The sequence below is a fragment of the Bacteroides sp. ET489 genome (genome assembly GCF_030518095.1).
GTDB lineage: Bacteria > Bacteroidota > Bacteroidia > Bacteroidales > Bacteroidaceae > Bacteroides > Bacteroides ndongoniae.
Genome location: NZ_JAULLJ010000022.1, coordinates 24,113 through 46,057, shown reverse-complemented (window position 1 = coordinate 46,057; position 21,945 = coordinate 24,113). Strand labels below are relative to the sequence as shown.

General features: G+C 51.9%; 20 protein-coding genes. 15 read left to right on the top strand and 5 right to left on the bottom strand.

Annotated features, from left to right (window positions below):
- Positions 1 to 16 precede the first annotated feature (16 nt).
- The gene (locus tag Q3C19_RS12285; protein WP_164488585.1) at positions 17 to 172 is read left to right on the top strand and encodes a hypothetical protein; all 156 of its coding nucleotides are present in this window, start codon (positions 17 to 19) and stop codon (positions 170 to 172) included.
- A gap of 98 nt (positions 173 to 270) precedes the next feature.
- Here Q3C19_RS12285 and Q3C19_RS12280 read toward each other — a convergent pair whose 3' ends face one another.
- The 4 genes from Q3C19_RS12280 to Q3C19_RS12265 all read right to left on the bottom strand — a co-directional run bounded on the left by Q3C19_RS12280 (position 271) and on the right by Q3C19_RS12265 (position 10,016).
- Positions 271 to 5,976 (bottom strand): N-6 DNA methylase, encoded by a 5,706-nt coding sequence (locus Q3C19_RS12280; RefSeq protein WP_302729639.1) that lies wholly within the window; start codon positions 5,974 to 5,976, stop codon positions 271 to 273.
- Complete coding sequence (locus tag Q3C19_RS12275; protein WP_204430354.1) at positions 5,966 to 6,430, bottom strand: DUF1896 domain-containing protein; 465 nt, start codon at positions 6,428 to 6,430, stop codon at positions 5,966 to 5,968. The genes Q3C19_RS12280 and Q3C19_RS12275 overlap by 11 nt, the downstream gene beginning before the upstream one ends.
- A 121-nt stretch (positions 6,431 to 6,551) precedes the next feature.
- Positions 6,552 to 8,654 carry a type IA DNA topoisomerase gene (topB, locus tag Q3C19_RS12270; protein WP_302729636.1) on the bottom strand — a complete coding sequence of 701 codons (2,103 nt, stop codon included), beginning with the start codon at positions 8,652 to 8,654 and terminating at the stop codon, positions 6,552 to 6,554.
- Positions 8,655 to 8,681: 27 nt separating this feature from the next.
- The gene (locus tag Q3C19_RS12265) at positions 8,682 to 10,016 is read right to left on the bottom strand and encodes a DUF3945 domain-containing protein (RefSeq protein ID WP_302729634.1); all 1,335 of its coding nucleotides are present in this window, start codon (positions 10,014 to 10,016) and stop codon (positions 8,682 to 8,684) included.
- 264 nt (positions 10,017 to 10,280) lie between these two features.
- Between Q3C19_RS12265 and Q3C19_RS12260 the strand changes: the two genes are divergently transcribed.
- From Q3C19_RS12260 to Q3C19_RS12195, 14 genes are all read left to right on the top strand, one after another.
- Positions 10,281 to 10,658: a hypothetical protein gene (locus Q3C19_RS12260; RefSeq protein WP_235302476.1), complete on the top strand. Its 378-nt coding sequence runs from the start codon at positions 10,281 to 10,283 to the stop codon at positions 10,656 to 10,658.
- Positions 10,659 to 10,689: 31 nt separating this feature from the next.
- Complete coding sequence (locus Q3C19_RS12255) at positions 10,690 to 11,241, top strand: hypothetical protein (protein ID WP_204392334.1); 552 nt, start codon at positions 10,690 to 10,692, stop codon at positions 11,239 to 11,241.
- A 97-nt stretch (positions 11,242 to 11,338) separates the two neighbouring features.
- A complete protein-coding gene (locus Q3C19_RS12250) occupies positions 11,339 to 11,593 on the top strand; it encodes a hypothetical protein (protein ID WP_204430344.1) in 255 nt (84 codons plus the stop codon).
- Between the two features lie 124 nt (positions 11,594 to 11,717).
- A complete protein-coding gene (locus Q3C19_RS12245; RefSeq protein WP_204392330.1) occupies positions 11,718 to 12,101 on the top strand; it encodes a hypothetical protein in 384 nt (127 codons plus the stop codon).
- A gap of 97 nt (positions 12,102 to 12,198) precedes the next feature.
- Positions 12,199 to 12,810, top strand: coding sequence for a TetR/AcrR family transcriptional regulator (locus Q3C19_RS12240; RefSeq protein WP_302729626.1), 612 nt, complete (start codon positions 12,199 to 12,201; stop codon positions 12,808 to 12,810).
- 97 nt (positions 12,811 to 12,907) lie between these two features.
- Positions 12,908 to 14,014 carry a site-specific integrase gene (locus Q3C19_RS12235; protein ID WP_302729624.1) on the top strand — a complete coding sequence of 369 codons (1,107 nt, stop codon included), beginning with the start codon at positions 12,908 to 12,910 and terminating at the stop codon, positions 14,012 to 14,014.
- A 113-nt stretch (positions 14,015 to 14,127) separates the two neighbouring features.
- On the top strand, positions 14,128 to 14,604 hold the full coding sequence (locus tag Q3C19_RS12230; protein WP_018712185.1) for a hypothetical protein: 477 nt from the start codon (positions 14,128 to 14,130) through the stop codon (positions 14,602 to 14,604).
- Between the two features lie 68 nt (positions 14,605 to 14,672).
- A complete protein-coding gene (locus Q3C19_RS12225; RefSeq protein ID WP_195617082.1) occupies positions 14,673 to 15,395 on the top strand; it encodes a PoNe immunity protein domain-containing protein in 723 nt (240 codons plus the stop codon).
- A gap of 8 nt (positions 15,396 to 15,403) precedes the next feature.
- On the top strand, positions 15,404 to 15,925 hold the full coding sequence (locus tag Q3C19_RS12220) for a hypothetical protein (protein WP_302729619.1): 522 nt from the start codon (positions 15,404 to 15,406) through the stop codon (positions 15,923 to 15,925).
- Positions 15,926 to 16,022: 97 nt separating this feature from the next.
- Positions 16,023 to 16,325, top strand: a complete 303-nt coding sequence (locus Q3C19_RS12215; RefSeq protein ID WP_302729617.1) for a hypothetical protein — start codon at positions 16,023 to 16,025, stop codon at positions 16,323 to 16,325.
- A gap of 183 nt (positions 16,326 to 16,508) precedes the next feature.
- Positions 16,509 to 17,528, top strand: a complete 1,020-nt coding sequence (locus Q3C19_RS12210; protein ID WP_301617857.1) for a hypothetical protein — start codon at positions 16,509 to 16,511, stop codon at positions 17,526 to 17,528.
- A gap of 170 nt (positions 17,529 to 17,698) precedes the next feature.
- The gene (locus tag Q3C19_RS12205) at positions 17,699 to 18,226 is read left to right on the top strand and encodes a hypothetical protein (protein ID WP_204428840.1); all 528 of its coding nucleotides are present in this window, start codon (positions 17,699 to 17,701) and stop codon (positions 18,224 to 18,226) included.
- 125 nt (positions 18,227 to 18,351) lie between these two features.
- Complete coding sequence (locus Q3C19_RS12200) at positions 18,352 to 19,209, top strand: helix-turn-helix domain-containing protein (protein WP_302729613.1); 858 nt, start codon at positions 18,352 to 18,354, stop codon at positions 19,207 to 19,209.
- An 81-nt stretch (positions 19,210 to 19,290) separates the two neighbouring features.
- Positions 19,291 to 19,902 carry an RteC domain-containing protein gene (locus tag Q3C19_RS12195; RefSeq protein ID WP_302729611.1) on the top strand — a complete coding sequence of 204 codons (612 nt, stop codon included), beginning with the start codon at positions 19,291 to 19,293 and terminating at the stop codon, positions 19,900 to 19,902.
- Positions 19,903 to 19,904: 2 nt separating this feature from the next.
- On the opposite strand, the gene mobC is transcribed toward Q3C19_RS12195, so the two are convergent.
- A complete protein-coding gene (gene mobC / locus Q3C19_RS12190; protein ID WP_302729609.1) occupies positions 19,905 to 21,920 on the bottom strand; it encodes a conjugal transfer protein MobC in 2,016 nt (671 codons plus the stop codon).
- Between the last annotated feature and the right edge of the window lie 25 nt (positions 21,921 to 21,945).

Sequence of the window (21,945 nt, the reverse complement as noted above, 5' to 3'; positions counted from 1 at the left end):
CAACATACAGGGATTTATGGCTCGACCGATTAAAGAAACGCCGGTAGTTACCGGTAAGGACGCTAAACGCTTTGCGGAGAAGATAGCTCACTTGAAACCTGAAAGCAAGGAAGAAAGGGAGGCGGCAAAGAAGGTTTATGCGAAGTTCAAGGCTCAATATACATTTTGGTGAAAAACATATAAAGAATGTATTGGCGAGATTTGAAATAGAAAACTTGGCAACCACCTTACTATATGTAGTTGCCAAGTTTTTCATTAAGTGTACCCCGCTCACAGCTTCATCCTCCATTTCGGTTTTTCCTGCGGCTTCTCCGTGCCGTCTTCCGGTTGGGGGATGCCGCCGATTACGACCTTTTCCTTGCCCGCGCTCATCAGCTCCTTGATGCTGATGGTCTTGGGCATGGCTGACAGCACCGGCGGTTTGCGCTCCGCCGCATGTGCCATGTAGTCGGGCATACGGTGGACGTATGGTTCGGATGCTGCCGGGACGGCAGGGTCGCCGGGCATTGAGGGAGCGGGTTGCGCCACCGATGGAGCTTGCGGCTCCGGCCGGATTTCCGTTACCCCTTCAGTGTTGGCCTCCTGCGCATCGACGGATTTCAAGGAGAGCAATATCTTGCGGTCAAGCGTGGCAAGCTCGGCCTTGAGTTGCTTCAACTCATCCTCTTTTTTCCATGTTTCATCCACGACCTGCTTCAGGACGGGAATTTCCTTTTCAATGTCAGCATTGTCCCGCGTGTATTTCTCTATCAGGCGGGGGATGCTGTCAAAGGCGTTGATGAAATTCCGGCAGGCGGTCTGCGGGTCGGCTGCCAAGCGTCCGTTGTTGTAGTTGTACAGGAGCTTGCCCGTGCCGCGCACGAAGAAGCGGTTCTCGCAGAAGTCCAATCCCTCCTTGACGGTGGTGTCGGTCTTGACCACGATTTCAAAGCCGTAGAGGGAGCCGATGGGAACCGGCTGGCCGTGCGTGCGCTCCTTGTCCTCTATCTCGTGCAGTCGGGCGGCAATGACTTTGGGGTCGCTGCCCGTTACCCCGTCAATCTTCAACGGGTTGAGCTTCTTGCCCTCCTTGTCGTACTGCACGCGGCTCTCGAAGTCGGCCATGTCCTGCCGCGCCCTCGCGATGATGTCGCTGTTGGAGGCTTGGTTAGCCAACAGGGTCTCCAACCGGATGCGCGAATCGCCCTTGCCGCGCTGGAACGCCTTGCGCTCGCCCTCCAACCCTGCAATCTTCTTCTCCAGACGCGCCTTGTCCAAGAGGTCGGTGTTGCCGGAGAGGATGGCGACATACTCGGAGTAGTTCATGCCCCCTTTCTCGTCCATGCTGCCCTCGTCGATGGTGCGGCTGCCCATGCGGTTCTGCTTGAGCTGGGTGATGAAAAGCTGCTTGTTGTGGAGCAGGTTGAACTTGTAGCTGTCCAATGATTTCTCCACCGCATAGATGATGACATCGACCTTGTTATCGGCATAGAGCTTCGCCACCTCGTTGCCCTTGCGGATGCCGCGCCCGTCGCGCTGCTGGAGGTCGCTTGGGCGCCACGGTGCGTCCAAGTGATGGATGGCCACACACCTTTTCTGCGCATTGACACCCGTGCCCAACATTTCGGTGGAGCCGAACAGCACACGGATGCGCCCCTCGTTCATCGCCTCAATCATCGCCTTGCGCTTCTTCTCGGTCTTGGCTTCCTGAATGAAGCGTATCTGGTCTTCGGGGATGCCGTGGTCTTCGACCAGTTTGCGCTTGATTTCGCTGTACGGGTTCCACTGGTCAGGCTTGTACGTACCCAAGTCGCTGAACACGAACTGCGTGCCCTTATGTTCGGCATATCGGTTGTAATACTGCGCAATCATGTCGGCGCAGTGGGTCGCCTTGTTGTCGCGGTCGTCGTCATATTTCAGCGGGTCGATAAGCCTCATGTCGAGCGACATCTTGCGGGCATAGTCGGTGGCGATGAGCATCTTGGCCTTTTCTTCCTTCTCGGTCAGCGGCGGACGGCCCAATACGGTGGCGTTGCCGGTCTTGGCGAACTCCATGAGCTTGGCGATGAACTCCTGCTGGTCGGGCGTGGGCGCGATGTTGTGCAGTATCTCGTTCTTCTTCGGGCGGTCGATGCCGATGTCCTCCGCCGTGCGGAAGTCGGTAATCTCGGAATAGAACGAGGCGAGTTCGGGCACCTTGATGAAATAGCGGAAGCGTTCCTTCTGCACAATCTCGTTGGTCACGGAAAACTCATAGTCAATGGACTTGCGTGCGAACACCGCCGCCCATGCGTCGAAGGAGCGGATGCCCTGCCGCTCCAGTTCGTTGGGGCGCAGGTATTTGAACAGGAGGTACAGCTCGGTCAGTGAGTTGCTGATGGTCGTCCCCGACAGGAATGTGGCTCCCAAGTCCTTGCCGGTGCGCTGCTGGATGGTGCGGATGGCAAAGAGCATGTTGAGCGCACGCTGGCTGCCCTCCGAGTTGCCCAGTCCCGCCACACGGTCGTGGCGCGTGGTGAACATGAGGTTCTTAAAGCGGTGGCTCTCATCGACAAAGATGTGGTCGATGCCCATGCGCTTGAAGTCCGCCACATCATCCTTGCGGGTTTCTATCTCGTGCGTCAGCTCCTTGAGCTTGACTTCCAAGTTCATCTTGCGCTTTTCCGCGCCCTTGAGTTGGGCATTGGTTATCTCGCTGCCTAACTGGTGCAAGACTTCCAAGTTTTCCTCCACGCTGTCCAGTTCCTGCTGCAAGATGTCGCGCTGGATTTCGGGCGACTGCGGTATCATGCCGAACTGCTCGTGCGAGAGGATGATGGCATCCCAGTCGTTGTTCTTCATCTGGTTGAAGATTTCCACGCGGCGGTCGGGCGTGAAGTCCTCCTTGCCCGGATAGAGTATCTTGGCATGGGGATAGGCGGTGCGGAAGGTCTGCGCAATCTCGTGGATGTTCGCCTTCAGGCCGGTAATGAGCGGCTTGTGCGCCAATCCGAGCCGCTTCATCTCGTAGGCGGCGACGCACATTATCAGCGTCTTGCCGCCACCCACCTCATGGTCAGCGATGCCGCCGCCGTTCATCTTCAGCATCCAGATACAGTCTTTCTGAGATGGATACAAATCCTTGATGCCCAACCCTTTCAAGTCAAGGTCAGGAAAGGTCTGGTGGCTGCCGTCGAACTTGGGGCGCACGAAGCAGTTGAACTTGCGGTTGTACATGTCCTCCAGCTTCTTCTTGAACTCCGGTGACTGCTCCATAAGCCAGTCGGAGAAGCCTTCACGTATCTCGTCAATCTTGCTGTTGGCCAGTTGCGTGGCTTCGGGGTCGCGCACCTTGATGTCCTTGCCGTCCTTGTCCGTGACGGTCTTGGTGATGTTGGGCGTGGTGTTGTGGATGGCGTGGCGCATGAGGGCCACGCCGTTGAACAGGCGCGTTTCGGAACGGACTGCGTACTGGTTATAGATACGCGGGCTGAGTTCGGAGGCACGGATATTGTACTCGTCCGCGCTGGCGTTGTAGCGGACGGACACGTCGGTGTCGAACAGCCATGAGGCATAGCGGCTGTACACGGCAGCCGGTATCCAGCGTTCGCCGAAGTTGAAGTCCAGTTCCTCAAAAGGAATGGGTACCGGTGCCGCCTTACGCAATGCTTCAAGCGAAACGCGCGATTCGGCATCGTCGGGATGTGTCTGCAAGTATTCCCCGATATACTCCGCCTTTGCCACGACATTGCCCGCGATGAAGCGGTCGGCAATCTCGAAACGCTTCGCCAGCGGGTTGTAGAACACCCTGCCGCGCAGTTCATCCAGCAATTGTGCCTGCGGCTTGTCGGTGAGCGATTCCATATATTCCATGTTTGCCTCGCCATATTTGTTGAGCGAGGCCGCCAATGCCTCGTGCACATCGTCGGTGTGGGTAATCTCGTTCACGTTGTACGACACGGGATGGTCAAAGATGTCGGCCTTGACCGCCTTGCCGTCGGTGTAACGCTCCAAGGCGAGGATTTCCCGGTTATCGGCATCCATGCGGAACAGGTCGATGTTCTTCTTGTCGTTCAGGTTGCCGAACTGACGGACAAAGCCGTCGTACAGCCCGTTCAGGCCCGCACGCAGTTCCCCGTTCTCCTGATGATGCTCCGCCTCGTCATTGTACAGGCGGTGGTAGGTGTCGCGAAGTTCAATGTAGGATGCGGCACGCTGCTGCTGGCGGGCGGGCAGTTCCAGCGGATGGAACACGGGGATTCCCTTATCCATGCCGGAGAGGTAGCCGATTTGCCCGTCCATATCCACCAGTGAGCCGTTCCGGTAATGTTCCAGCCTTTCACCGGTGAAGGGGCGTGGCTTCATGCGCTCCTTCCGTGCGGCCTCTTCCTCCGCCCGGCGGCGCTCCCGTTCCCGGAGTTCTTCTTCCGACGGGGCTTGGGGTGCGGCTGCCGGTTCGGGCTGTGCAGTCCGGGCAGGCTTTTCTGCGGGCGATGCGGCAATGGCATCCCCTTTGTCGGGTACGGACTGGCCGCTGAGCGGTTCCACAATGTCGAACAGGGAGAGCTGCGGGGTGTCCTGCTTCTTCTTCCGCTTGGGCTTCCGTCCGGTGCTGAACGCCTGCCGTTCCTCCTGTGTGAAACCGAAAAGGTCGTACAGGGACATCAGTGGCTCCTGCGTGACGGGTTTCTCCGGTTCAGAGCGGACAATGGGCGGTTCTTCCACAACCGCCTCCGGCGTTTCCGTCGCGACACGCTGCTGTTCCGGCTTGGATAACGCCCGCACCTGTGCAATGCGTTCCTGAAGACTTTCCGCCCGTACTTCCGCCAGTTCGCGCAACTCGCGCACCGGCGAGAAGCGGAGATAAAGGTCAAGGTCGAGGTTTTCCGACAGGTTCTTGTCCAGCATCCATTTCAGGTCTGCGGCGATGGCATCCATGCCCCCGTCATGCAGGAAGACGCGTGCCGGTTTGCCGTAAGGGTCGGTTCCCACATGGCCGCGCGTATGGACAATGGCGGCGGTACGCTCGAAGTATTCATTCTGGGTTGTGCCGTCGGCCTGTGTGCTGACTTCCACGAAAGCTTTTTCAAGGCCGGTGTATTCCCTTCCGGATGCCGTGTCCTTCTGCAACACAATGAGGTCGCTGCCCACCTCCGTACCGGCATAGTCGGTAAAGAGATTGTTGGGCAGGCGGATGGCGGACAGGAGCCGCGCCCTTTCCATCAGATATTGGCGCACGGGAGTGCCCATCGCGGAGTTCATCACCCCCTGTGAGGTGATGAAAGCCACGATGCCGCCCTCGCGCACGGCATCCAGCCCCTTGACGAAGAAATAGTTGTGCAGGGAGTTCATCGCGAAGCGCCGTGCCGTGCCATCGTCCATCAACGGGTCAAATACGCGGATGTCGCCGAAGGGGATGTTGCTCGCCGCCACGTCGAACCGCCCGTTGTCCTGCGGGGGAAGCTCCTCGAAGCCTTGCACACGGACATCCGTACCGGGCTGAAGCTGCCGGAGGATACGCCCGGTCAGCAAATCCTTTTCGTATGCCGCCATTTCGGGCTGGGCGGTGGCCGTGAAAAGATGCGATTGGAAAGCGGTGATGAAGTTACCCGTGCCCGATGACGGGTCAAGGAAGCGGTGCGGCGACACGCCATGCTCACTTAATGAGGATGCCAGTGCACCAATGATTTCCGGCGGTGTATAGAACGCGGTAAAGGTGGATGCCTTCACACTGTCCACCAGCCGTTTGTATTCCCGTTCATCCGTCGCCCCCTCGCGGAGCACGCCATGCAGTTCCGACACAAGGGGAAAGAGTTCGCGGTCGCTCTGCGTCCAGCGGAGGATGTCGGTGAGCTTGCCGAAAGGGGCCAGCACCGCCTTGATGCCCCCGAAGCCGGAATAGGCAGCCAATACCGCCTGCTCCTCCGGTGTGGCGGTGCGCCTCTCCCGTTCCAGACGGAACATCAGGCGGATGGCCTCGATGTTGTCCCTAAGATGTGCCTTCTTGTTATATGCCATTTTCTTCGAGCCAGATTGAGATTACACCGGCCAGTTCCCCGCACAGCCGGTCGAAGTCGGGGGTAAACTCGAAACCGTCGCTCAGGTCGTAACCGCTGAACACCCTGCCGCATTCGGGCAGGAGCTGGAGTGCCACCTCGCGGGCGCGGCCTGCGGGCACCTCGTCGGCGAACTCGTTCCACAACACGGTGATAAGCGTGTCGAGCCGGGAAAAGTGCAGACCCTGGAACAGCACCTCGTCCGCCTGTTGGACGGCTTCGTCATAATTCATGCCCGACCTGACGGCATTGCTGAACGCTTCGGCGGCAAGGTCGGCACGCGCACGGATAAAAGCATCGTCGGCAGCCCGTTCGGGATGCGATTCGCGGAGGTAGGACAACAGGGTAAGACGGTAATAGGAAAGTTCGTCCGGCTCAACTGCCGGAGCCGGGATGTTCGGTTTGTTCGGATTCATGATTTTTCTTCTTTACAAGTTAAACGAAACAATAGTAATTGGCATACAGGATAAGTTCCGGACTGATGGTACATGAGGTACGGACTTATCCTGCATCAAGTCCGGGTTGATATCCGGATGGTTATTTCCGCTTGGCAGATTTGCCTTTGGATGGTTTCTTGTCGGCAAACTCGTAGCCCACGGAGAAGTCGGGGCGCAATACCAATGAAGCATCGAAAGCCTTGCCCTCCCTGCTTTTGAAACCTTTGATAACACCGGTTCTGCCTTTGGTCAGGAGTTCGGCAAGCTGTTTGTCCGACAGTTCCTTGCCGCCCTTGTTACGGAAGAGGGTAAAGCCACAGTCCACATCGGCGCATTTGACGACCTTGGGGAAGAACAGCACCCGGCTGTTCCGGCATTTGGGACACGGGTATTCGCTTTCCGAAGGCGCTACGGACACTTTGGTTTCCAACAGTTCGGTCACAATCTGTGCGGTATATGCCTCGATGTCGCGCCGGAAGGCGGCTGCGTCGGCTTCGCCCGATTCGATGCGTGCCAGCGTGTCCTCCCATGCAGCAGTCATTTCCACATTGGCAATCTTCTTCTCCTTTACCGTTTCATAGACCGCCATGCCTTTGTCGGTGGGCACAAGGCTTTTCTTCTCCCTCCGGATATAACCGCGTGCGAACAGCGTTTCGATGACGGCAGCACGGGTGGCAGGCGTACCGATGCCCGTCTCGCGGATGCTTGCCCGTAGCTGCTCACCGTCAATCTCCCTGCCGCAATGCTCCATCGCCGAGAGCAGGGAACTTTCGGTATGCAACGGTTTAGGCTTGGTCTGCCGCTCCACCGATTCGAGCGATTGTATCGGGAGCGTTTCGTCCTGTTCCAGACGGGGAAGCGGTGCATCCTCGTCGCTATCTTCCTTTCCACTGCGCACGGCACGCCAGCCGGCGGACTTGACCACCGTGCCCTTGGCCTGCACCGTGTCGTTGCCCACCGCCGCATGGATTTCCGTTACCTCCTTGATGCAGGGGGCGGAAAAGGCTTCGAGCAGGCGGGCGGCTACCATATCGTAGATGGCCTGTTCGTCTTTGGACAAGCCGTCGGGCAGGTTCTCGGTGATAACCAGCGCATGGTGGTCGGTTACTTTCCCACCGTCCACGCTGCGGCGGTTGAGCGGTGCGCCGGAAAGCGACGCGGCATACTGCCCGAAACGCGGATGTTGCCGCAAGAGGGCGATGCGCGAGGGGATTTCGTCGAACACGTCTTCGGAAATGTACCGGCTGCCGGTGCGCGGATAGCTCAGCACCTTTTTCTCGTACAGGCTTTGCGCAAGGGAGAGCGTGCGGTCGGCGGAGAAGTCCAGCCGGGTGTTGGCATCCCGCTGAAGGGCGGTCAGGTCATAGAGCAGCGGAGGTTCTTCTTTGACCTCCCGCCGGGCAAGTGCTGTTATGCGGAGCGTGCCGCACGCTTTCATTTCGCCCAACGCACTGTCTGCGGCGGTCTTGTCCTCGTAACGCTGTTCCGCTGTGGCATGGAACGCAATGCCATCCTTCTCCACCGTGATGCGTATCTGCATGTACTTCTTCGGGGCAAACGACTTGTTCTCCAGATAACGGGAGCAAATCATGGCCAATGTGGGTGTCTGTACCCGTCCGAGCGAGAACACGCCCCGCCCGGCGGCAAGGCTGAGCGCCTGCGAGCCGTTGATGCCGATGAGCCAGTCCGCTTCGCTACGTGCCTTGGCGGAAAGATAGAGATTATCATAATTGCTGCCCGGCAGCAACCGTTCCATCCCTTCGCGGATGGCCTTGTCGGTCAGGCTGCTTATCCACAGGCGGACAAACGGTTTGGTGCAGCCTAAATAATGGTAGATATATCTGAATATCAGCTCCCCTTCGCGTCCGGCATCAGTCGCCACGATGATGCGGTCGCCACACTCAAACAGTCCTTTGATGATGTTCAACTGGCGCACTACGCCGGGGTCGTCCTTGTATTCCTTCCCCTCACGCTTCTGGCGGGGGATGAGCGTGAATTGGGCTGGCAGTATGGGCAGGTTCTCCTGCCGGAAACCGGCAAACCCGTAGGCTTCGGGCATGGCCAGCCCGACCAGATGCCCGAAAGCCCATGTTACGGCATAGCCGTTGCCTTCCAGATACCCGTCCCTCCTTTGTCCGGCTCCCACGATTGCCGCGATGCTTTGCGCCACCGACGGCTTTTCTGCGATGATAACATTCTTCATATACACTTATATATTATAGGTAAGTAATTAGAGTGATGCACCGACTCCCTTTTTCTCCGACTTCCGGATACGACGGTTCTGGGACGCCGTCGGCGCGGATTGTTTCGGCTGCCCGCCAGTCTGTCCCTGCGACTGCTTTTGGCTCTTGTCGGGATTCCAGCGGAAGAAGTCGAACTTCATCTTCTCGTAGTTGGGGCGCACGTAGGCATTGAACGTGCCCCCGCCACCGTCGGACATGCCCTTGACATACGCCGCCTTGCCTGCTTTCAACGCATCTTTCTGCTCTTGGGTCAGTTCCACCCCTTTCAGCTTCTGCGGAATGATGATTTCTTGCCGCTCCGTTTGCCCTTGCTCCACCTTGCGGTTCAGTCCCCGGAAGTCGTAATCGAAGCCGCCCTTGCATACATTATACTGGAGGCGTGCGTCGTAATGCTTCTGCCTCCGCTCGGACCACATGCCCTCGACCAATACGGACTCGCCGTTCATCAGCCGTAGTCCCTGGTCTTCGGTCAGCGCGACCCCGTTGATTTCGCGCACCTGCTTCATATCCTGAATGGGAAGGTGGTGCAGGCGGTTGGTCTTGGGGTTGAAGGAAAGAAGGCAGGTTTCTACCGTGCCATCGGGCTGGCGGATGTCGATAGGACGTCCGGCATTGTGTGTTTTGAGCAAGCTGTCCTGCACCTCCTGAGGAAGTTCAGTGCCCATGTATTCGCCCAGTTCCGGGCGTTGCCTGCAGCACTCGATGTTGAGCACGGGTTTCCCGTCGGGCGATTCCACCAGCCGGATGCAGGCCGGTGTTTCAAAGCTGATGCCCTCGAAGTTGGTGCGGATGTCAAGCACGGCGGATTCATGCCCGTTGAGCAAACGTGCCGTACCGATTTCGCCCAACGATTCGGGTGTGATGCCCATGCGTGCGAGCTGCTGCCAGTCCACCTGTTCCATGCTCCATTTCGTGGATTGCTGCGGGGCGGGTTCTTCGGTGGCGGGAGCCTGCCGCAAGTCCTGTTTCTGTACGTGCTGTTCCGGGTCTAACCTGTACCCGTCAATCATGGCCGCGTTCTCTTCCGGCTTGCGGAACAAGTCCGCCATATCCTTGGCGGCAGCGAGCAGTTCCGCCGGGATGTGGTAGAAACGGAAGTCGGACGGGTTGTCAAACTGCCGTTTGAAATTGGAGAAGAAGGCTTCGAGGATGGATTCGCTGCGGTCGATTTTCAGGAAATCGCCGTCGGGCTTGACCTTTGCCAGCGGCTGGGTCTTCAATGAGCCGTCCTGTTCGATGCGCTCTACCACATGGGGCTTGTTACCGTCGGAAGCGTTGGTCATTACCAGCACTTCGTCTTTCATGTCCTTGAGGTTGTCCATATACAAATGAATTAAATCGTGAAACAATAAGTTGATTGCGGCACGAAAGTAAACGGGCTGCCTTGCCGGGCAATGGGAAATCAACGGACGGGAGGCAAGTGGCTATGGGGTGGCGTGAAGTGTCCGCCCGCTTCTTTTGCAAAAATATCCGACCGTCCGGTCTGTGCTTCCGATTCTTTTCATATCTTTGGGAATCGCAATTGAACATTAGTATTACAAATCGCAGGAAATATGACTGTCCGATTGAAACAACAAAAAGGATTGATGAAGACAATAGCCGTTATAGCAGCCCTCGTGCTGTCGGGGTGGCTATATCGTGAGTTTCATCCGACCATTATCTTCCATACCCCACAAGAAAGCAAGTATTTGGGAAAGATAGTTTGCACGGCAGATGGGGATTTGGAGAAACTGTATATCGAAAATCATACTGTCCGCTACAGGTTGCCCTACCTTTGGAGTTGGAACGAGGATGACGAGGCGGCTGTTTTCATAGATAACTACGGTGATGTCATTCGCAAAGAGGATTTGGACTTTTGGAAGCTGGATATTTATTTGGACGAGAATAATTGCTACCAGAGCCACAGCAAGACGGAATACTGTTGGGGCTTACGGTATATCTTACAATCAAAGACTGATAAATAAGTTGATATTTTTTTCTAAATCCAAGTTGCCCATGAAAAAGCGAACAATACTTATCCTGACCATTCTCGCAGTCGGTCTGCTGATGTGGAAATGGCTGGCTTGCGGGTACAATCCCGACAAGCCGACGGAGTTTTATCCGATTCTCACAAGACTGAACGATGGCATGAAACACGAAGCCTTTGTAGTAAGCAATGCACCCTGCGACACCTGCGAATTGCGCAAGATGGTGGAGAAATACGACATTGAGACATTGCCGCTGGACACTTTGGTGAAATACGAATCCATATCCCGCACCTATTACAAAGAAACAAAGTATATGACGAAGGATTTCAAGGAGGGCGAGGAATACGACCCGGTGTTCTCCACTTGGGACAATATCCAAGATTTCAGGAACCACATTGACGATATCCTAATGGAAACGCACCACTATTCGGTGGACACGAACCAGAAATACCACACGGTTTGGGTACATTGGGATTGGGACTACAAGAAAGGCAACAAATATGTGAACCGCATCAAAGAACTTTTCCAGGATTGGAATTCTTTTGTCTGCGCCAAAAAGAAGCTGTACGGTATTGAATAACATGAAAATACTTGTCCCTGTCATATTGAATATAATCTGCTGTGCGACATATTGCGTATGCCTCAATCAAATCAATGTATGCAAACCGATTGTGCACATGGACGTTTCGATAGGCATCCTTTTCCGGTTCAGCATTGTCATCCTGTTCTTGACCTTGCTGGCAGGCATGTTCATCCTGCGGCTTACCCGAAAAAAACTCCTGATTGTCCTCCCGGTAATAATGCCCGTGCTGCTGTGGAGCAATCATCTGGATATATTCCCGCATAGAGCATTCGTTTATATGGGGTTGTCTATTGTGATTTATGGAATATATCTGTCCATTTGCGGATATTTGGCAAATCGGAATGGATAATCAGCGACTTTTTCTAACCGCCCGGTCTGTTTCTCTGATTCTTTTTGTATCTTTGGAGCGGCGGGATTAGGATAACGACCACTGAAAATATAAAGGAATACGTAATCGCAAGCAGATACTTCGCATGAAAACCTTTCATCAGATAATGGAATACTTGTACTACAAGATTCAGAGGATTACCCGTTATTCAGACACGAGTAGCCTGAACGTACATGTCCCTTTCGTAATGACAGGAGTTATCTTCTTTTATATCGTAGATTTCTGGATTCTATACCATTATATCATTATGGGCTATCCTCCGTATAAGGATATGGGGGCCGTACTTTTGGTTGTTTATGGAGGCGGCTTGGCAATATGGCTCAGCCTATACTTCTACTACCGATACAAGAGTAGAGATTATCGAATTATGCAGAAGAAGACTTATGAGCATACCACAAGTCTGTGGGCTTACCTGTTTATGCTCACTCCTTTTGTGGGGCTGTTGGCTTTGGCAATCTTTAATTTATAACAGGTACGATAAACAAGAAACTTGCCCCTACCGCATCGGATTCTCGCCGATTTTCCTTATCTTCGCTGACAAAAAAAACATAAACCTACGCATCAGCATGATAACCAACCGGGAAGAAATCATTGACAGGGCATTCGGGGTATTTGTCAGGATGAACTATGAGAAGGCAAGCATCATCACGCTTGCCAGAGCCTGCGGACTGACCAAGACGGGCATCGTCTATTATTTTCCGCACAAGCTGGACTTGTTCATGGCCGTGGCGGACAAGTATGTGCTGCAAATGCACAAGCCGGACAACAAGTTTACCGCTCCCGCCGATACGCTGGCGGAATTCATCGGGCAATACGTGGCGGGAGTAGCCGCTTCCATGAAAAGGATTCTCGAACTGATTGGCGACAACGGCAGCCCGCATGATTGCAGCCCAAACTTCTACTACTTCCATTTCCTCTCGCAAGTGCGCATGTACTATCCGGGCATCAGGCAAAAAATCGAGCGGATTTTCCGGCTGGAGTATGAGCTTTGGGAGAAAGTCATACAGAAGGCGAAAGAGAGCGGAGAAATCAGGAGCGACACGGACGTGCGGAAGGCGGCAACCCTGTTCCGGCAGATTTTTCTCGGACTGTCCTACGAACAGGCGTTCCTGAACGGTCTGGACGTGGACGAACTGGAGAAAAATTTCCGCTATGTTTATTCCCTGCTTAAAGCCTGACGCCGTTTAGTCTTTTTAACTTCCATTATTTTGAACGATTGTTCAAAATATGCCGTTTTTTCACTACCTTTGAAGCCATGAAGCAAAATTCGACGACATGGACAAGGCTCAGAGGCAAAGAGGGAGCATCATCCTGCACAAGGAAGAAAAGGATGGTGTGGATTATGTCCGGATAGAGTATGCAGGAAACGGGGCAATCCCCCTGCTGCTTGCCCAGGATACAGGCGTGGAAATGACCGGCAAGGATTCCGCTTGCATGGCGGCTGCTGTTTTCAAGCTATCGGATTTCTACGACCGCTATTCTCCCCATGCCTATATTGATTACAGCCGGGTATATGTGCGGCATCCCAGACCCAAGAGGGAATACACGCTGCCGGAAGGCTATCTGGAACTGCTGGAACAGAAACGCTACAGCCCATCCACCATAAAGACCTACCGGGCTTATTTCAGCGACTTCGTGGAGTACCACAAAGGGCACAACATCGACCGCCTGAAAGTGGCGGACATCAACAGGTACATTCTTTATCTTGTAAACGAAAAGAAAATTTCTGTTTCACAGCAGAATATGCGCATCAACGCCATCAAGTTCTACTACGAGCAGGTGAAAGGCGGGAAACGGCAGTATTACGGCGGCATCACACGAGCCAAAGAATACAAGACCGTCCCGGAAGTATTGAGCAAGAACGAGATAAAACGCATCCTCGACCAACTGTCTAACATCAAGCATCACTGCATGATTTCCTTGGTTTATTCAGCCGGATTGCGGCGTAGTGAATTGCTGAACCTCACACCAAAAGACATCAACAGCGAAATGATGTCCGTGCGTATCATGGGCAAGGGCAAGAAATGCCGCTACTCGCTGCTTTCGCCCAAGCTGCTGGAAGAGCTGCGGCGGTACTTCCGTGAATACCGACCGAAGAAATGGCTGTTTGAGGGCGAAACGCCCGGAGAACCATACTCGGCAAGCGCATTGGTGAAAGTGCTGAAAGAAGCCGCACAACGTGCGGGCATCAAGCACCGAGTGCATGTACACATGCTCCGCCACTCGTTTGCCACCCACCTTTTGGAACAAGGGACAGACTTGCACACGATACAGGAACTGTTGGGACACAACGACATAAAGACTACAGCCATATATCTTCATACATCGAATGCACACAAAGCTAAAATCCCAAATCCGCTTGATTCGCTGGATGATTCGTAGGGTGCGGCTATTAGAGATTAGGAAACACACCTGCCAGGTGTCGGTTATCGAAATATCCTATACCTACAGGTGTATTTATAAACAAATTATCAACTAACTTAAAAAAACAAAATATGAAGTTTGAAGTTTATGACAAAGCCAAATGGCATTATGACTCAAAAGATATGCCTAAAGATTTACCTGCAATAGCAGGTGCAACACACATTGCTTTCTTCGTAAGGTGGTGTGTTGAAAATGATTTAATGTCACGAGAAATCGAAGAAGATTGTGCAGAAGAGCTCCAACAAATTAAAAATAAAGAGTTAGATTGTAGAGATTTTTTCTTTGATGATATGGACGGAGTTCTTACATCAAATGAACTTAATACTAAAGGTAAGCAGTTTGCAGCAGCCTATTATCATTCAGACAAAACCAAATTTGCAAAGAAGTTTGGTTACTATTTAGCTGACTATGATAATTGGGTAAAGAATAAGTTAGGCAGTCAATATAATCCCGACACTTCATATTTTTATGTGGAAAATTCAGAAGAAAACTATAATGAGATAAAAGAAATTTGTAATAAACGCTATTCTGAATTTTTGAAAGGTTGATAACAAGCACCTGTGCCGCCTAACGGCAGCAAGCTGCATCCCATTAACATCAAAAACAGTGTACCATAATGGAAACAAGAGATAAACTTTTTACCGAAGAACAGTATATAAAGCAATTGGCTAAGTATACTACCAGAATAGAAAAACTTAATAGTATGATAGAACAATCAGAAAAAGATGGTGATGAGATTAGTCCTGATTTGTATGGACGTTTATTTGATTGTAGAGTTTATACTATCGTAACTATGTATTCTATGGGGGAGAATTTAGAATCTATAAAATCCAATTATATTTTAACAATCAATGTTTTAGAAAAATGCTGGACTCCGTATGGCTATTATGTTCAGATGTTATGGTTGCTTTCAATAGGAATCATGTTGGAGTATGATAATAATGTTATTGATAAACTCCGCGTACTTATAGACATGAAAGAAGTTAAAGACCGTGTTTATGATGTATTGCTGAATTACCGTTTCCCGGAACGGAAGGAAATGGCGGATTGTGTGTTTGATGCTGTGCCTTATCGGGCAATCTTGGAAGTGTCGGATTTGGCTAAAACAAACAAGCTTCAAGCGACGAAGCGATTGGAAAAGTATCTAAAAAGGGAATGGTATCGAGGACATTCCGATTGCGCTTGGCATGACGACCACAAATATGGTATAATACATGATGGATATTGGAGTTTTGAGAGCGGTGCATTGGTCAAGGTTTTGGGGCTGGATGATAGCAGCCTGAAAGGGTTGCCATATTATCCATACGATATGGTACACTGGAACGACAACATAAAATAAAGATAAGTATGAGTTACTCTGTTTGTGCATATTTGACAGAAGCCGATAAGGTAAAGTCTGTTTATGGAGCTCGTGATAATCTGCTGCTTAACCAATTAAAGGCTGCACTGAAGTCGGGACTTGACAGTTTGAACGATTATTTCAGCGATAGTCTGAACACGGATATGGATGCTTATGCTGTATTGGCAGACATTGTGAACGGAGAAATCCGTTATCCCGAAATTGCTTTCATGTACGGGTATGTGTATGAAAAGATTTGTAATCATTACGGAACGCAAATCTATTGTGCGGAAAACCTTTGGCAACTGGATAGCCAAAGTACATTCATCCCTATTCCATTAAGTGATGATTTTCCCTATATCATTAGCATACCTGTTTCTGAATTGGGGAGCAAGAGGACGGAATACAATTCGCTGGAAGAGGGCAATGGTATCGGTGATTACGACTATGAGCAGGAAATGGACGACTTGAATTTCATTTTCGACGAAGCCATTGAAGCGCAAAAAGACCTTGTTATTATGGTGTATTGATATGGACACTGGTAGAATAAAATGTGATGTTAATAACGCAGGATAACGGGCAAGCCGTTCCCTGCTGAACCATTAGTAACAATTTAATAATTCTTATATGGGCTTAGATATTTCAATTTATAATAAAGACGGAACAAGTACGGATGTGACTGAAATTAGTGAAAACTTACATTATTGGCTGTTTAATCTTGCACATTTAGATAAAGGGCGATTTCGAACTATATTCCGTGTACAAGACTATTATTTAACTGATGTAGAACTTTCGGGAACAGAATTAGTATCTTTCATTAATGAGTTAAAAGAAATTGGAAAAAAATCTCCTTATGGTAAGGAGATTGAGCAAATAGTAAATTGTATAAATACCACCAATATATCTAAGATAAGAATTACGGGTGATTAAAGTTACTAACAACGCAGGATAACGGCAAGCCGTTCCCCGCTTAGCCATTACCAACAAATAGCGCACATATATGAATAATACAACAAAAGTAAGAATTGTATATAAAAGTAAATTCATTGGTAACAAAGGAAGATAACCCCAGAACGGGTGTTTTCCACCAAACCATTAATCAGTAAAATGAATATGAAGTATTTGAAGAAACTTAGTATATATTTTGTTATCATTCTTGCCATCGTTTTGGTATGTGGCTTCACGGTACTTGTAATTAAGGAAGTAGATAAGGGCACATTTTATGACTTAGCCACCTCGGAGGCATTGGCCTTTTGTTTGCAATTGGGGATGGCAGCATTTACTGCCCTCATTCCATACAGTTTGAGCATCGCAACTTTCTTGAGTTTTTGGGCAATGAACGATGAAAAATGGACAGGCTTTCTCCGAAATTGGGTAATCGGTCTGGTTCTTGTTTTGCCTCTATCGGCGATGACCTATTACTATGACTGGTTTATACGTCCCCAAACAATGGCTGCATCTGTTGATAAAATAATAGAAATAAAACAGACTTATCCCCAATCGTTGGCAGACAAGTTCAGCATCGACCCGGAAGAAATATTGCACAATATACCTATGGTAATGCCCAAAACGAAACTTATAGCCCAAACAGATTCTCTTGAAACATCTTTTTTAGCTGATATTGACACGTGCGGACTACTGCTTTCAATGCTACCGGACACTTTGGCATCGAAAGCCTATGACAGCTATCAGTTGGAAACAATGGGCGTTGCCTATCAATATGCCGCTCATCCCGCTGCCAGCGAAGACAGTCTGATGTTCATAGCTCATACGGAATTGTACCGATACGCCATCACCGCATGGGAAACCTCCACCGAACTGCAACGCCATCAAAAAGAATATTTCGGCAGAACTCTCAACACTATATGTATATACGTCGCGTATATCCTGTTCGCTTTCTTGGGGTATCTGCTGCGCTACAAACCGATAAAGAATATATTGATGGTATTCGCGGTACTGATTGCCGCCGCTTGGATTTGTCATGAAATAGGTTCTATTGTTCAGGAACATGCGAAGAAACTGAACGGGTTGTCCCGTCAAGTCGTGGACGATACTTATAAGGAGATAGAAGGAATAAGAGAAAAGGAAAGGAATGCTGATAACGATTCGCTGAATTGTTTTCATGACAATTAGGTATATAGAGATAATGGCGAATGCCCTACTCGGGAAAACTGTCATCAATGACACTTTTTTCGAGTAGGATTTATCGTGTTTCTCATTCTGTACTTGCTGGCGTGTTACTGGATATTTGGCTGGGAATCGTAAAACACGGTGGAAAAAGGATGCATCATTATTTATTAAGCATGATGAAATTATTGGAGAAATATTACAATATCAATTATTACTGCACTTATAAGCTGCTGTTCTTCCTTTGTTGGAGGCTGCTAAACCCTTTGTATTGGCTAAGCCTCTTGAAATGGGACAACCGCTATATAAACCGATGCATTTCAATTGATAAGCGACAAGAAGCAGCCGGAATGGATAAAGGTATCAATGGCACCATCTGCATTTGGGCGACCCACACCCCATGCATCATCAGCTTTTGGATGCTCTGCCTTGTCTGCCTTGCCTGCATCAAGATTTTCAAGGTAAGATTATTGAGCATCTTGGATATGGTTTTTGGAAACATCTTCCTCTGTGTCTTGCTTTTCGCAGTCATCGTGCTGTCCTTGTATTATGCCAATCATATATTCCTGTTCAAGCACGACAAGTACAGGAAGTATTTCGCCGAGTTCGATAAAAAGAAAAGGTATCTGCTCTACTACGGCATCTATGTCGTTTCCCTTGTTGTCCAGTTGGCGACTTTCTATCTGTTGCTTAGTGGGGTGTGAAGGGAGAGTCGGAAACAAATGATGGCGACTCCATTCCATGCGGCATTTCCGGCGGAAATCGGAACAACCGGCACGTGCAGCCGGTTATCTTTGTGGATTCATCAAACAATAAAAACAGATTTCTTATGCAAACAAATTTCATCGAACTGTTGTCCGCTACCGCCCCGGCAGGTTTGGAACAGACCATCGCTGCCCTGTGCGGAGAAGTGAAAGGGCTGCTGAAAGCCCGCACCCCGAAGCATTACCTCGCGCTGGAACCCTACGCGCGGGACACAAACTTATGCCACCACCTCCTTGACCTGCTGACGGGACAGCCCGCGCTGCCGGAGGTGTCGGCTCCCGGATGCCGCCCGCTGCTGATGCTGCTCGCCCTGTCGGAAGACACGGAGGTGCAGAACCGGCTGTTGCACGGACTGGCAGAGCCTTGGCGGAAAGCCTGCCGCACGCCGGAGATGCTCTACCTGTGCGACGTGCTGTACCAGACCGGCATCCCCCGCCCCCTGTACAACCTGTGCAACGAGGTGTGCGACTACTTCTTTGTGGAGCGGCGCAAGCAGATAAGCCGCCAGCCCACACCGCTCACCGAAGCGGAACTGCAACATGCCGAGAAACGGCTGAAGCCGCTGTATGCCGCCGTGTTCCGGCTGAAGGTGAACCGTTACAGTTACCGCACGAACAGCGTGGAGGAACTGGCGGGGATGCTCTGCATGGGCGTATCGACCTTCCGCGAGAAATTCAGCAGGATATACCGCCAGTCCGCCAACAAATGGCTGCGGGAGCAGCGCATCGGGCAGATACGGCGGGACTTGAAATACCACTACGACCGCCCGCTCAGGGAGATAGCCGAGAAGAACGGCTTCGAGTCGGCCAACCGGTTCTGGGAGTTCTGCACGGGACAGATGAAGCAAAGCCCCAGCGAGCTGCACAAGGAGCTGTACGACGAGCTGTGTGCGGAACGGCAGAAGTTCTATTTGGGGGAATGACGCATTTCCGGCGAAAAACGGAACTGCCACATCCATGTACACCGCTATTTTTGCCGTTCATAACCGATAAAATAGTTTCAAATGGATGTATTTTACCTGTGCCCCTACCTGCTTTTACTGGAACAGGGGGATTGCGATACCGAAAGGCTGAATGAGGCAAGCGACGATTTCATACGCCACCTCAGCCATCTGCATGAGGAACACGGCAACCACACCTGCGTGTTCCTCCATCTCCAATACACGAAGTTCCGGCTGACCGTCCTGCGGGAACGCTACCACAACAACGGGCAGAGCCATCTGGTGTGCTACTGCCATGTGGTGGGAGCTATCATGTATGTGGAAAACACGATGGAACGAATGGAAAAAAGACGGACGGGTTCCGGAAACGGAGAAGCCCGTCCGCCCGGCGACGGGCCTCCCGTGCTGTGGACTGACGATGCCATCCATCTTATTGAACTGCTTTATGCCTGCCATGAACTGAAGCTGTTCAATGACGGTGAAATCACGCTCAAGCAAGTGGTGGAATATGTGTGCAGCGCACTGGGTGTGGATGTGAAGAACGCATCGAGCTACTATGCCCGGATGCGGCGGAGGAAAGGCGACGACCGCACCTATTTCATCGACCGGCTCCGGGAAGTCCTGCTGCGGAAGATGGACACGGACGACGAGAAGCAATACCGGCGGAACAAATAAGCCTATGCCTGTTTGTTCAACTCCAGCAGATGCTTCAGGTTCGGGTCGCTCCCGATACGTTCCAGTTCGTCGGCGACAATCTGCCGGGCTTCCTCCTTGATGCGGTTGTAGTTCTCCTGCACCATTTCCTTCATGCGGTCGATGCCGTCGGCATCCCTGAAGTCGGTGATGACGGGTATCTTCTGGTAAGTCCTTTCTTCTTCCGCCACCTTCTTGGCATCGACCACAATCTCGCAATGGAAAATCTTCTGCTCGATTTTCTCGCCGAAGTTGTCCGCCACCGAACCGACGAACATGCCCTGCGTCAGCGAGGAAATCTTGCTCGGCGGGATAAGGCTGTCCATCTGGGTGGAGATGGAGGTGGACACATCGTTGCGGTTGATGGAGATGGACTGCCGTTTCTGGAGAATCTTGCCGAAGCGTTCGGAGAGCGTCTTGGCGGTCTCGCCCACCACCTGCCCGGAGAAGATGTTGCCGACGGTGTTGATGATGACCTTCGCCTCCTTGTCGGTATAGTCGCGGATGAGCTGCGAGAAGTCCTGAAAGCCCAGCAGCACGGCCACCTTGTTGCTGCGCGCGGTGGCGATAAGGTTATCCAGCCCCTTGATGAACACGGTGGGCAGCTCGTCGATGATGATGGAGCTTTTCAGCCTGCCCTTCTTGTTCACCAGTTTGACGATGCGCGAGTTGTACAGTCCGAGCGCCGCCCCGTAGATGGCCTGCCGGTCGGGGTTGTTGCCGATGCAGAGCACCTTCGGCTCGTCGGGGTTGTTGATGTCGAGGGAGAACTCGTCGGCGGACATCACCCAATAGAGTGCCGGGGAAATCATGCGCGAAAGCGGTATCTTGGCCGAGGCAATCTGCCCCATGAGCTGGTCGGCAGCCCCGGCAAGCCACGCATCGAGGAACGGACTGAGGTAGTTCTCCAGTTCGGGATAGGAGGACATGATGGGGAAAATCTGCTCGTAGGGCTTGTTCAGGAACTCGACCGCATGGGGGAAGGTGCAATACTTGCCGTCCTTGTAAATGCGGAGAAACCATATAATGGCCGCGAACAGGATGGTGGGGGACTCGACGAAGAAGTCGCCCTGCTTGGCCGCCCAAGTCCGGTTGAGGTTGAGCATGATGTTGTAGGAACTCTCGTAGGCATCGGAGATGTCGGTCATGAACTTCGGGTTGAGCGGGTTGCAGCGGTGGCTGCGCGAGGGGTCGTCGAAGTTGATGACATAGAACTTCGGCCTGACCTTGTAGCCGTCCAGATGGCGGAGCAGGTGGTTGTAGGCGATGGTGCTCAAGTCCGGAAACTTGAAGTCGTAGATATAGGTGGCATAGCCCTTTTCAATCTGCTGCTTGATATAGGAATTGACCACGGCAAAGGACTTGCCGCTGCCCGGCGTGCCCAAGACAATAGAGGCACGGAAGGGGTTCACCACGTTTATCCAGCCGTGCCACATCTTTTTCCTGTACCAGAAGCGGGTGGGCAGATTGACGGAATACTCGTTCTCGATGAGACGTGTCTCCTGCATGAAGGATTCGTTCTCGTTGTTGAACACATCCTCCATCAAGTTCTGCCGGAGCAGGCGGGACATCCATACCCCGGCGGCCAAGAGGCAGCCGTAGCCTGCGGACAAGGTGAGCAGATAGAAGCCGGTACGCGCCGAAAGGGGCAGCGGCAAATCAAGCAGCCACCAATTGAAGAAGAACAGCACGATGCCGGCGGCAAGCGCCGCCCAGATATGCGGCCACTTGATTTTTTCCTCCTTCACGCCTTTTGTCCCCAAGCAGGAGAGCGCGAGGAACACAAGGGCGAACAGCTTTGTCCAAAGAATGGACGAGAACAGCCCGGTCGTCCGCTGGAAATTGAGCAGTATCCTGTCCACCACCCCGATGTCGATGTTCCATTCCTTCATCGAGGGGTAGCAGAACCAATATACATTGACTATGACGAACAATACGCTGAGGGCACGCATGAAGTCCATGACCTTGGCCAGCCCTCTCAAATCATCTTCCTGTGACATAAGTTATACTTGTTTTAACGGTGAT

What these genes read in the sequence shown, in the direction of transcription:
- Q3C19_RS12285 (WP_164488585.1), top strand. Translation starts at nt 17, where the DNA reads ATGGCTCGACCGATTAAAGAAACGCCGGTAGTTACCGGTAAGGACGCT.
- Q3C19_RS12280 (WP_302729639.1), bottom strand. Translation starts at nt 5,976, where the DNA reads ATGGCATATAACAAGAAGGCACATCTTAGGGACAACATCGAGGCCATC.
- Q3C19_RS12275 (WP_204430354.1), bottom strand. Translation starts at nt 6,430, where the DNA reads ATGAATCCGAACAAACCGAACATCCCGGCTCCGGCAGTTGAGCCGGAC.
- topB (WP_302729636.1), bottom strand. Translation starts at nt 8,654, where the DNA reads ATGAAGAATGTTATCATCGCAGAAAAGCCGTCGGTGGCGCAAAGCATC.
- Q3C19_RS12265 (WP_302729634.1), bottom strand. Translation starts at nt 10,016, where the DNA reads ATGGACAACCTCAAGGACATGAAAGACGAAGTGCTGGTAATGACCAAC.
- Q3C19_RS12260 (WP_235302476.1), top strand. Translation starts at nt 10,281, where the DNA reads ATGAAGACAATAGCCGTTATAGCAGCCCTCGTGCTGTCGGGGTGGCTA.
- Q3C19_RS12255 (WP_204392334.1), top strand. Translation starts at nt 10,690, where the DNA reads ATGAAAAAGCGAACAATACTTATCCTGACCATTCTCGCAGTCGGTCTG.
- Q3C19_RS12250 (WP_204430344.1), top strand. Translation starts at nt 11,339, where the DNA reads ATGGACGTTTCGATAGGCATCCTTTTCCGGTTCAGCATTGTCATCCTG.
- Q3C19_RS12245 (WP_204392330.1), top strand. Translation starts at nt 11,718, where the DNA reads ATGAAAACCTTTCATCAGATAATGGAATACTTGTACTACAAGATTCAG.
- Q3C19_RS12240 (WP_302729626.1), top strand. Translation starts at nt 12,199, where the DNA reads ATGATAACCAACCGGGAAGAAATCATTGACAGGGCATTCGGGGTATTT.
- Q3C19_RS12235 (WP_302729624.1), top strand. Translation starts at nt 12,908, where the DNA reads ATGGACAAGGCTCAGAGGCAAAGAGGGAGCATCATCCTGCACAAGGAA.
- Q3C19_RS12230 (WP_018712185.1), top strand. Translation starts at nt 14,128, where the DNA reads ATGAAGTTTGAAGTTTATGACAAAGCCAAATGGCATTATGACTCAAAA.
- Q3C19_RS12225 (WP_195617082.1), top strand. Translation starts at nt 14,673, where the DNA reads ATGGAAACAAGAGATAAACTTTTTACCGAAGAACAGTATATAAAGCAA.
- Q3C19_RS12220 (WP_302729619.1), top strand. Translation starts at nt 15,404, where the DNA reads ATGAGTTACTCTGTTTGTGCATATTTGACAGAAGCCGATAAGGTAAAG.
- Q3C19_RS12215 (WP_302729617.1), top strand. Translation starts at nt 16,023, where the DNA reads ATGGGCTTAGATATTTCAATTTATAATAAAGACGGAACAAGTACGGAT.
- Q3C19_RS12210 (WP_301617857.1), top strand. Translation starts at nt 16,509, where the DNA reads ATGAAGTATTTGAAGAAACTTAGTATATATTTTGTTATCATTCTTGCC.
- Q3C19_RS12205 (WP_204428840.1), top strand. Translation starts at nt 17,699, where the DNA reads ATGATGAAATTATTGGAGAAATATTACAATATCAATTATTACTGCACT.
- Q3C19_RS12200 (WP_302729613.1), top strand. Translation starts at nt 18,352, where the DNA reads ATGCAAACAAATTTCATCGAACTGTTGTCCGCTACCGCCCCGGCAGGT.
- Q3C19_RS12195 (WP_302729611.1), top strand. Translation starts at nt 19,291, where the DNA reads ATGGATGTATTTTACCTGTGCCCCTACCTGCTTTTACTGGAACAGGGG.
- mobC (WP_302729609.1), bottom strand. Translation starts at nt 21,920, where the DNA reads ATGTCACAGGAAGATGATTTGAGAGGGCTGGCCAAGGTCATGGACTTC.